Annotated in this window: 7 protein-coding genes; 2 read left to right on the forward strand and 5 right to left on the reverse strand. The window is 65.6% G+C overall.

The genetic code is table 11. The features are described from left to right. Both ACXJKH_RS08970 and ACXJKH_RS08975 read right to left on the reverse strand, forming a co-directional pair. The coding region (locus tag ACXJKH_RS08970; protein ID WP_457319165.1) for a PilN domain-containing protein at window positions 1–810 on the reverse strand (810 nt) is incomplete at its 3' end. Further along, window positions 810–1,868: a pilus assembly protein PilM gene (locus tag ACXJKH_RS08975; protein ID WP_457319166.1), complete on the reverse strand. Its 1,059-nt coding sequence runs from the start codon at window positions 1,866–1,868 to the stop codon at window positions 810–812. The genes ACXJKH_RS08975 and ACXJKH_RS08970, both read right to left, overlap by 1 nt. Window positions 1,869–2,092: 224 nt before the next feature. On the opposite strand from ACXJKH_RS08975, the gene ACXJKH_RS08980 reads away from it, so the two are divergent. Continuing rightward, a complete protein-coding gene (locus tag ACXJKH_RS08980) occupies window positions 2,093–4,519 on the forward strand; it encodes a penicillin-binding protein 1A (RefSeq protein WP_457319167.1) in 2,427 nt (808 codons plus the stop codon). Window positions 4,520–4,790: 271 nt separating this feature from the next. Next, window positions 4,791–5,441: a hypothetical protein gene (locus tag ACXJKH_RS08985; RefSeq protein WP_457319168.1), complete on the forward strand. Its 651-nt coding sequence runs from the start codon at window positions 4,791–4,793 to the stop codon at window positions 5,439–5,441. 155 nt (window positions 5,442–5,596) lie between these two features. Here ACXJKH_RS08985 and ACXJKH_RS08990 read toward each other — a convergent pair whose 3' ends face one another. The 3 genes from ACXJKH_RS08990 to ACXJKH_RS09000 form a co-directional block, all read right to left on the reverse strand. Continuing rightward, the gene (locus tag ACXJKH_RS08990) at window positions 5,597–6,403 is read right to left on the reverse strand and encodes a hypothetical protein (protein WP_457319169.1); all 807 of its coding nucleotides are present in this window, start codon (window positions 6,401–6,403) and stop codon (window positions 5,597–5,599) included. After that, a complete protein-coding gene (locus tag ACXJKH_RS08995) occupies window positions 6,394–6,834 on the reverse strand; it encodes a hypothetical protein (RefSeq protein ID WP_457319170.1) in 441 nt (146 codons plus the stop codon). The genes ACXJKH_RS08990 and ACXJKH_RS08995 overlap by 10 nt, the downstream gene beginning before the upstream one ends. Window positions 6,835–6,898: 64 nt before the next feature. After that, window positions 6,899–10,327: YadA-like family protein (locus tag ACXJKH_RS09000; protein ID WP_457319171.1), on the reverse strand; the 3,429-nt coding region annotated here is incomplete at its 5' end.

Consider the following 10,327-nt stretch of genomic DNA (forward strand, 5'->3'; position numbering starts at 1 on the left):
CTTCTGCGGCGTACTGGACGCAGCCGGCTGTGCGGGTGTGGCTGGCGGGGCGATCCGGCTGCCGGACGGTTTGGCGGCCGAGGGCGTTGCCGGTGCTGCGGACGGGTCGGTCGCCGGCTCGGTCGCCGCCGGGGCCGGCGACAACGGAGCCACCGCCGTCGCGGCCGGGTTCACCGCCGGCTCCGCAGGTGCCACCACGCTGCCATCCGGCGCAACGCCATTGACCGGCTCGCTCTGCGCCGGCAGGGTGACCTTGACCTCGAACATGTACGGCAAGGCGCTGATGTCAGAGACCGGACCGGTCGGGGCCTTGCCCTCATCCGGCTTCTTGGCCTCGATCACCGTCAGCTCAGGCTTGCTCATCCAGCCCGAGCTTTCCAGATTGCGCATGTACGCGCTGACCCGGGCGTTGGACTGGGTCCGGCCTTCCAGGGTGAGGATGTCGCCTTCCTGCTTGAGCGCGGTCAATACCACGCCATCAGGGATGGTGCGCACGAGCGCATCGAACAGGTGGACCATCTGCGAGCGCTTGGCCTGCAGTTCCTCGATCACCTTCTTGCGCGCCAGCAGACGTTCCTTCTGGCGGTCAAGGCGGTCGATCTCCTTGTTCTGTTCCTTGACCTTCTCGATCTCGGCGGTCAAAAAGCTGTTGCGCTCGCTCTGGCCACTGACCTGCCGGTCGTAGTAGAACCAGATCAGCAGCGACAGCAGCACCCCGCCGATGGCGGCGAAGCCGAGCATGCCGTAGAAATCACGCTGGCGTTGCTTGCGCCGCTCGGCGCGCCAGGGCAATAGGTTGATTCTCGCCATCAGTCGAAGCTCCTCAGCGCCAGACCGGTGGCGATCATCAGCGCCGGGGCGTCCTGGGCCAGGGCATGTGCCTGTACCTTCGGACCCAGCGTCATCTGCGCCAGCGGATTGGCCACCACGGTGGCCACGCCCAGCTGCTCTTCCACCATCTCCGGCAGCCCGGCCAGCGCCGCGCAACCGCCGGCCAGCACGATGTGATCCACGCGGTTGAATTCACTACCGGCATAGAAGAACTGCAGCAGACGGCTGATCTGCTGGACCGTGGCTTCCTTGAACGGCTCCAGCACTTCCATTCCGTAGCTTTCCGGCAACCCGCCCTGACGCTTGGCCAGGCCGGCTTCCTCGTAGGTGAGGCCATAGCGGCGCATCACTTCGTCGGTCAGCTGCTTGCCGCCGAACACCTGTTCGCGGCTGTACAGGCTACGCCCGCCACGCAGGACGTTCAGGGTGGTCATGGTGGCACCGATGTCCACCAGCGCGACCACGCCATCGCTGGCGATCGGCAGCTCGCTGGCGACCAGGGCAAAGGCGTTCTCGACCGCGAAGGCCTCCACGTCCATCACCCGGGCGACCAGACCGCCCAGCTCCAGCGCCGATTGGCGCAGCTCCACGTTCTCCGAGCGCGATGCCGCCAACAGCACCTGGACCATTTCCGGGTTGTTGGGAATGGCGCCCAGCACCTCGAAGTCGAGGTTCACTTCCTCGATCGGGTACGGGATGTAATTGACCGCTTCGAGCTCGACCTGGGCTTCCATGTCGTTCTCGTCCAGGTCGGCAGGCATCGGGATCAGCTTGGTGATCACCGCCGAACCGGCCACGGCTGCGGCAGCGTGCCGGGCCTTGGTACCGGAACGGTTCACGGCACGTCGAATAGCCTCGCCGACAGCCTCTACCTCAACAATGTTCTTTTCCACCACCGCATTCGGCGGAAGTGGTTCCACAGCGTAATGTTCCACGCGAAAGCGATTGCCACTGCGTGAAAGCTGCAAGAGCTTTACTGCAGTCGAGCTGATGTCGACGCCAATAAGCGGCGACTGGCTTTTTGGGATAAGCCCCACGGTTTCTCCCCTGCCGACGGGCACTTGGACGCAGAACCTGCGCCCGCGCATTAATAACGTTTTTTTTGCAAATCGCAACTGTCATGCTGTGAAACGTGCATCACGGCACGTTTCACGCGTCCCCAGACGATGATTGAGTTGCGCTCCCCAGGATCGGCCCCAGCCGCTCCCTTGCGTAATCTATACTCTGCGGCCACGAAATTCGCAATCGGAATCTGTCCCTGATGACACGCTTTCGCCGCTGGCTGCGCTGGTTGCTGGTCGCCTTCCTGGTCCTGGCCCTCATCGGCGCGGCCGTTGCGGGCGGCCTCTACTACGCCGTTTCCTCCAAGCTTCCGGACGTGCAGAGCCTGCGCGACATCGAGATGCAGGAGCCCATGTACGTCTATGCCAGCGATGGCAAGCTGATGGCCGTGTTCGGTGAATCCCGGCGCACCCCGATCACCATGAAGGAGGTCCCCGAGCGCCTCAAGCAGGCCTTCCTGGCGACCGAGGACGCGCGGTTCTACCAGCACGGCGGGGTCGACTACAAGGGCATCGGCCGCGCGGTGTGGCTGCTGGCCACCACCAACGACAAGCGCGTGCCGGGTGGGTCCACCATCACCCAGCAGGTCGCYCGCCAGTTCTTCCTGAGCTCGGAGTACAGCTACACCCGCAAGCTGGCCGAGATCCTGCTGGCGCGCAAGATCGAGTCCGAGCTGAGCAAGGACGAGATCTTCGAGCTGTACCTGAACAAGAGTTTCTTCGGCAACCGCGCCTACGGCGTCGCCGCCGCGGCCGAGTTCTACTACGGCAAGAAGCTGGGCGAGCTGGACCTGGATGAGATGGCCTCGCTGGCCGGCATCCCGAAGTTCCCCTCCTCCGGCAACCCGATCAGCAACCCCGAACGCGCCCGTGAGCGCCGCGACTTCTATGTGCTGCAGCGCATGGCCAGCCTGGGCTTCATCAGCCAGGCCGAGGCAGACGCGGCCAAGGCGGTGCCGATGCACGCCAGCGCGCACGAGCCGCCGGTGCAGGTCGAAGCCCCTTACGTGGCCGAGCTGGTCCGCCAGGAAATGATCGCGCGCTTCGGCGGCGACGTGGTCAACAAGGGCTACCACGTCACCACCACCATCAACGCCGAGCTGCAGGCTGCGGCCAACGTCGCGGTGGGCAATGGCCTGCGCGTGTACGACCATCGCCACGGCTGGCACGGTGTGGAACAGCACTTCGACGTTCCCGCCGATGCAGACGCCAAGGCGCTGGCCGCCAAGCTGGTAGGTATCCCGTCCCAGTCCGGGCTGCTGCCGGCAATCGTGGCCTCCACTGCCGCCGATGGCAGCGCCACGGTGGTGCTGGCCAACCGCAACGAACTGGTCCTGCCGGTCGCGGCCAGCCGGTGGGTCAACAAGGCCCCGGCCAAGCTGCTGACCCGGGGCGACCTGGTCCGCGTGCGCGCCGGCGAGAAGGAAGGCGAGTGGTTGATCGACCAGATTCCGCGCGGCCAGTCCGCACTGGTCTCGCTGGATGCCGACAGTGGCGCATTGAAGGCGCTGGTCGGCGGCTTCAGCTTCTCCGGCAACAAGTTCAACCGCGCCACCCAGGCGCGCCGCCAGCCGGGTTCCAGCTTCAAGCCCTTCATCTACGCGGCCGCCTTCGACAAGGGCTTCAACCCGGCCTCGATCGTGCTCGACGCCCCGGTGGTGTTCCGCGACCGTCGCGGCAAGACCTGGTCGCCGCAGAACGACGGCGGCGGCTTCCGTGGCCCCATGCGCCTGCGTGAAGCGCTGGTGCAGTCGCGCAACCTGGTCTCAGTGCGCCTGCTCGATGGCATGGGCGTGGACTACGCGCGCAAGTACATCAGCGAATTCGGCTTCGCCGAGGCCGAACTGCCGCCGAACCTGTCCATGTCGCTGGGCACCGCGTCGCTGACCCCGCTGTCGGTGGCGCGGGGCTACGCGGTGTTCGCCAACGGCGGTTCGCGCGTGGATACCTGGGTGATCGACCAGGTCACCGACCGCGACGGCACCCTGGTGTTCAAGGAAAACCCGGCCATGGCCTGCCGCGAGTGCGCCGGCACCAGTGGCGGCGCCCCGGTCAGCCAGGTCGTGGACGGCTTCAACTTCGGCGCGGCCGCTGCGCCGGCACCGGCGGCCACTGCGGCGGCCAAGCCGCAGCAGCCGATCGAGGCGCCCAAGCCGGTCAACCCGGATGCCAAGGTGGCCCCGCGCGCGATCGACGCCCGTACCGCCTATCAGCTGGTGTCGATGATGCGCGACGTGGTCCAGCGCGGTACCGGTACGGCGGCCAAGGTGCTCGGTCGCGAGGACGTGGGCGGCAAGACCGGTTCCACCAACGATCACCGCGATGCCTGGTTCTCCGGCTTCGGCGGGCCCTACGCCACTACCGTGTGGGTGGGCCGCGACGACTTCCGCTCGCTGGGCTACCGCGAATACGGCGGCAAGGCGGCACTGCCGATCTGGATCGACTACATGCGCGTGGCGTTGAAGGACACCCCGATCGCCAAGAATGACCCGCCCTCGGGCATGGTCCAGGCCACCCTCAACGGCGCGACCGAATGGGTCAAGGTGGAGGACATGGACAAGATCGAAGAGTTCAACGTGGATACCCACGTGCAGCAGGCGGACGACGCCGCGTTCGATATCTTCTGATCGCCCGTGCCGGGTACGCCGGCACCAGGAACGAACACAGGCCGGGCATTGCCCGGCCTTTTTTGTTCGCCGGCCGCGCTTCGTCCGCGCCATCACCCCGGTAGAGCCACCCCATGGGTGGCTGCACGCATTCCCTGATCGCAGGTAGAGCCACCCCATGGGTGGCTGCACGCACTCCCTGATCGCAGGCACAGCCACCCACGGGGTGGCTCTACCCGGTTGTCACATCGCCGGTGTACATTGCCGTGCAGGTCGCCAAGGAGTTCCGGTCATGCATCGAGCCCGTCAGCATGCAGCCACCCAGACCCGCGAGCGTCGCCACCGGCTCGCCCACGAAGCGGCCCGGCTGATGGCCGAAGGCGGGATCCGCGACTACCACCAGGCCAAGCTCAAGGCCGCCGCCCGGCTGGATATCCACGACGACGCCTCGCTACCGCGTAATGCGGAGATCGAAGACGCGTTGCGCGAGTACCAGCGTCTGTTCGCCGGTGCCGACCACGGCAGCCAACTGCGCCAGCGCCGCGAAGCCGCGCTGCGCGCCATGGAGTTTCTGCGGGAGTTTTCCCCGCGCCTGTGCGGGCCAGTCCTGGAGGGCACGGCCGATGCCAACAGCCCCGTGCAGCTGCAGGTGCACAGCGACGATGCCGATGCGGTGCAACGTTACTTCGACGAACACGGCATCCCGGCCGAATCGCGTACGCGCCGCCTGCGTTTGGACCGCGAACGCGCGCTGGACGTGCCGGTCTGGGTGTTCAGCGCCGAAGACCTGACCTTCGACATCGCGGTGCTGCCGTACGACGCACTGCGTCAGCCACCCTTGTCCGCTATTGATGAGAAGCCAATGCGGCGGGCGTCGGCGGCGCAGCTTCGCGAGGTGTTGGCCGCGGCGGAGATCGCCGGGTACGTGACCACACGCGTGTAAGGCGTGCAGTAAAACAGCCGCCAACCCTCACCTGCCCCGAAGGCTCACTCGAGGGTGTGGGCCTTCAGCAGGGTGCAGAGCGCTCAGGATGATTTCCCAATCCGTCTCCCGGGCATTCCCACCGTACGACTACGTGCGCCTGCCGCTGCCACGCTTCATATCCAACCCAACAGCCGTCTCGCCTGTTCGCTGAGCGGCAGCTTTCCGTAAAGGTGATCCAGGAAAACCGGATGGTCGTGAGAGTAGGAGGTCGTCGGGAATCCGACGGTGTCGGCGATTGCGCGCTCCAGCACGTCCCATTCCAGCGTATGTGCCACTTCGGGGGCACCGAACGCCACGCCTTGGTCTGCATCGGATTTCAGGGCCTCCAAGGTGAGCCGCTGCCGGCCACGCCGCGGCAGGTGGCGAGCGAACATCAGCTCGGAAAGCACCCACGGTGCCCCCGCATGGCGACCATCCTCCACGCATGTGCGTAGTCCTGCGGCCTCGCCCTCCAGGTGCAGGAACAGCTCGCAGCCATCGATCAGCCGCTGCAGGGCGGCATTGAACACCATATGCAGGCTGGCCGACGTCCGTACCACGCGGTGATAGTGAAAGTGATGCGTGCCGGGTGAGTTCCCGCGCGCCGAGAGTGACTCGTCCAACTCCTGCTGCACGGTGTAGGCGTTTAGCCACAGGCACGAGTCGACGAACACCGTCAGCCCCAGCTGTTCAAGGATCACCGCCAGCTGCAGCACCTGTTCTCGATCACCGCGCCCATGCGACAGGAACACGTCGGGCTGGAACGCGGGTGCCACGGCCTGCTGCACAGACTCCGCATCCAGTAAGGTACTGCTGTCCATCAGGTAGGCGGCAACGGCCCGCCACGTTGCATGGCACCGCTCCTGGTACGCGGCAGTGGCCGGCGCATCCACCTTCAGCCCRGCGCCATTGAAATTGCGTACGCGCAGCTTCAGCAGCATCGTGATGCCTCCCGTACCACCTGGTAGACCAGCACAACGCCGGCCACCAGCGGCAGATGAAAGGCCAACACGGTCGGGCGGCACAGCACTTTCAGCAACGGCTCGCGCACCGCCGCCAAACGGGCTGCATCGACACGGTAGGAAAGCACCTGGGCCAGGGGCGCATCGCAGGCCGTGTTGTACAACTGCACGAAGGCGCGCTCCCGCTGCAGGAAGAACGCATGAAAGCCCATGAACAGCACGGCGGGCAACACGAACAGCGCCCAATGGAAGGGCGCCTGCTGGCCTACCGCGCGGGCCAGCAGCGCGATCAGCACTGCCACGCTGCCTGCCTTCATCGCCACGGCGCTGTTGGCCAGACGGGCAATGACGCCCTGAAGAATATTCAGATAGCCCAGCCGCCAGGCGATCTGGTTACCGATGGTGTCCATCGCGCTCCCCTTTTCATTGCACAGTGGGCAGGGCTCCCGACGGTGCCCTGCCCTGCACTGCGCGTTACCAACCGATGCCAACACCCAGGCCAACGCTCTGCTCACCGCTGTTGGTGAACGCGCCGTTGAGGCTGAAGGTGGCCGAGCCCTTCTCGTTGAGCACCCGCTGGTAGCCCACGGCCATGGCCGATTCGCCATCGCTGTAGCCCACGCCAGCACCGAGCCGGTTGTAGGTGGCCAGGCCGGCGGTATTCATGGCCATCGCGCTCTGCGCGCTGTTCATCGCCGCCAGCCGGTTGAAGCGCTTGTCCATCTTGTCCAGGCGCTGTTCGACCCCTTTGATCGCGTCATCGGTGTACTCGTTGGCGCGGGCGAGCATCTTCTCCAGATCGGCGGTGCTGACCTGCGGCGTGGGGGTGGGTGCATGGGCGGGTGCGTCCGCCTTGGCCGGCTTGCCGACGTCGTCGGCACTGGCGATGCGAGCACCCCCGTCAGAGGCGGCCTCCGGCGTACCCGATACCGCACCACTGCCTTCCTCCGCAGCCACGGGCGGCGTAGGCGCACTGGCGGTCGCCATTGCGCGACCTTGCAGCGGGGTGTCAACGCGCTGTTCCAGGCCATCGATGCGGCCATCCAGGCGCTGCTCCATGGCATGCAGCTGGCCGCCGTTGACCGCGTCGCGGCTGCCGGGTGCGATCAGACCGTTGGCCACGTTGCCGAGCACCATGCCGTTGGGGCCGGCCAGGTTGAGCTGGTTGAGACCGTCAGTGCGGGTGGAACGGGTTTCCTGGAAGGCCGAGCGGAGCTGGTTCTCCACCCTGTCAACGCGGGTGCCTGTGGTGGTCACGGCACCGTCGAGCACTGCTAGTGCATCGGCGACCGTTTTTTGCGTGCCCCCTTGCAGGTTATAAGTAGGACTGATGATGTTGCCATTTACATCTACGCCTGCATTACCCCCAAGCAAGGCTAGAGACTCATCAAGCTGTGCAATCGTGCTTGTGTCTTCTGCATCTCGACCGCGGGCCACGTTCACAATGCGCCGCTTCTTCGTCAGGTTTCCAACAGAAACAACATTCTCTTCAGTCGCCGTTGAGTCTCCCCCAAGCGCAACTGAGTTCTCCGCTCCAATCTCCACTCTGGAATAACCGCCAAGTGCGGTTCCACTCTTGCTCAGAACTGTAGAGCCAGTTCCAAGCGCGAATCCATTGTCCGCAGCCCCGTCCACGAACGCCGCTCGACCCAGCGCGACTGAGCTCCTTGCTCTTGCCCTTGCATAAGCGCCKACCGCCGTAGCACCATTGGTCTCCTCACCTGCCTCTGCGCTATCGCCAATAGCAACGGAGAACTCACCTGCTTTTGCAGAAGAGCTCTCTTCATCAAAGTCCACAGCAACAAACCGCCCGTCGCTTTCCATCAAGGAAACTCGATGATTGGTGGCAAACAACTGCCCACCATTAACCGCGTCCGTGCTCGCCGCTGAGCTCGCATCTCCCGCCGCCAGTCCACGTACACGACCGCCATTCATATCAATGCTGCCATCCGCGGCAAACTTCACCACGCCGTCCAGATCGGGATCGAAGTTCTCGAATTCGGTGCGCAACTCATCCAGGTCGCGGCGGTTGTCTGTGATGCGCCCATCCTGCCCGGACAGCTGCGAGGAGTGCGTCGCCAGTACCCCTTCATGGGCCGTCACTTTCTGCTGGGTGCCAAACAACTGCTTGCCTGTAACCGCGTCGGTACTGGTCGCACTCAGGGTGCCATCCGCCACGCCACTCAGTTTGCGCGCTGCATTGGACTTGTTGCGCAGGTCCAGCGTGGTGCCGGTGTTCTGAGCACCCAAGCGCAGGTTCCCGCTGGCTGACACCTGGCTGACCAGGCCTTCCAGAGCCGTCGCACGGGTTACGACTCCGTCCGCCGTTCGCTGTGCGGCGGTCGCTGCGGCTTGCGCCGTGGTCGCCGTGTTCTGCGCCGCGGTCACGTTGGTGTTGGTGGCATTGAGCTGCTTGCCCGTAACCGCTTCGGTACTGGCGGCACTRAGAGTGCCGTCAGCCACGCCGCTCAGTTTGCGTGCCGCGTTCGACCTGTTGCGGACGTCCAGGACGGTACCGGTGTTCTGCCCACCCAGGCGCAGATCGCCGGTCGCCGACACCTGGCTGACCATGCCTTCCAGTGCCGTCGTACGCGTCACTACCCCGTCCGCCGTTCGCTGTGCAGCGGTCGCGGTGGTCTGTGCTGTCGCAGCAGCGCTGTGTGCTGCCGTCACGCTGGTGTTGGTAGCCGCGAGCTGCTTGCCGGTCACCGCCTCAGTGCTGGTGGCGCTCAGCGTTGCATCGGCCACGCCGCTGATCTTGCGGTTGGCGTTGGATTTGTTGCGCACATCCAGCGTCGTGCCCGTGTTCTGCGCGCCAAGACGCACAGTGCCAGCGACTGCTGTCTGGCTGACCAAGCCCTCCAATGCGGTTGCGCGGGTGGTCAAGGCATCGGCCGTGCGCTGGGCCGCACCCGCTGCAGTCTGCGCGCTGGTGGCGGTGCTCTGTGCGGCGCCGACGAGGGTGTTGGTCGCGTGCAGTTGGCTGCCGGTGACCGCATCGGTACTGCCCGCGCCGATGGTGCCGTCCGCCACGTACTGGATCTTGCGCTTCCCGCTGGCGTTACCCACAGAAACCGAATTGTCCGAAGCGGTGACAGAKCCGGCGCCCAAGGCCACCGCATTGCCATGGGTGGCACTGCTGCGATCGCCCAGTGCCAGCGCACTGCCCCCGCCTGCCTTGGCCAGGTTGCCCAATGCCGTGGCGTAGGTGCCGGTGGCGACCGCCTCGCGGCCGACCGCCGTGGCCTGGTTGGCGGTCGCCTGCGCGCTGAAGCCCAGCGCCGTGGCGTGCGTCCCCTGCGCCTTGGCCGAGGTGCCGCTGGCCAATGCGCCGGTTCCGGTGGCGGTGGCTTTGTTGGCCGCCGTCATGGCGGTGCCGGTGGCCGTGGTGTTGGCCGCCACCGTCGCCTTGGCCGCAGCCCCATCGGCAGCGGTCTTGGCTGCCGTAGCGGTGCTGGTGGCCGTACTCACGGCCTGGTTGGTGGCGTGCAGCTGTTGCCCGGTCACCGCATCGGTACTGGTGGCGCTCAACACGCCGTTGTCGATGTTCTGGATGCGGCGCTTGGTTCCATTCCGGTTGGCCACGTCCAGCACGGTGCCAGTGTTGGAACCGCCGACACGGATCGTGCTGCTGGTTGACGTCTGCGTGACCAGCGAGGCACCAGCCAGAGCGCGATCTGCGGTGGATTTTGCTGTATTGGCGGTGGTGCGGGCCGCGTTTGCAGTGGTCGTGGCAGCCGCCAGTCGTTCATTGGTGGCATTGAGTTGCCGGCCAGTCACCGCGTCAGAGCTCGATGCGTTCAGCACGCCGTCTGCAACGTTCACAATGCGGCGTTTGGTCAGGTAATTGCCGACGGAGACGGTGTCGACTTCAGTTGCGCTCGATCCTCGTCCAAGCGCCAC

Source organism: Stenotrophomonas sp. P5_B8 (assembly GCF_054049855.1).

Excerpts from the sequence above, each read along its gene's own strand:
- ACXJKH_RS08985 (WP_457319168.1), top strand. The coding sequence starts at position 4,791 with ATGCATCGAGCCCGTCAGCATGCAGCCACCCAGACCCGCGAGCGTCGC.
- ACXJKH_RS08995 (WP_457319170.1), bottom strand. The coding sequence starts at position 6,834 with ATGGACACCATCGGTAACCAGATCGCCTGGCGGCTGGGCTATCTGAAT.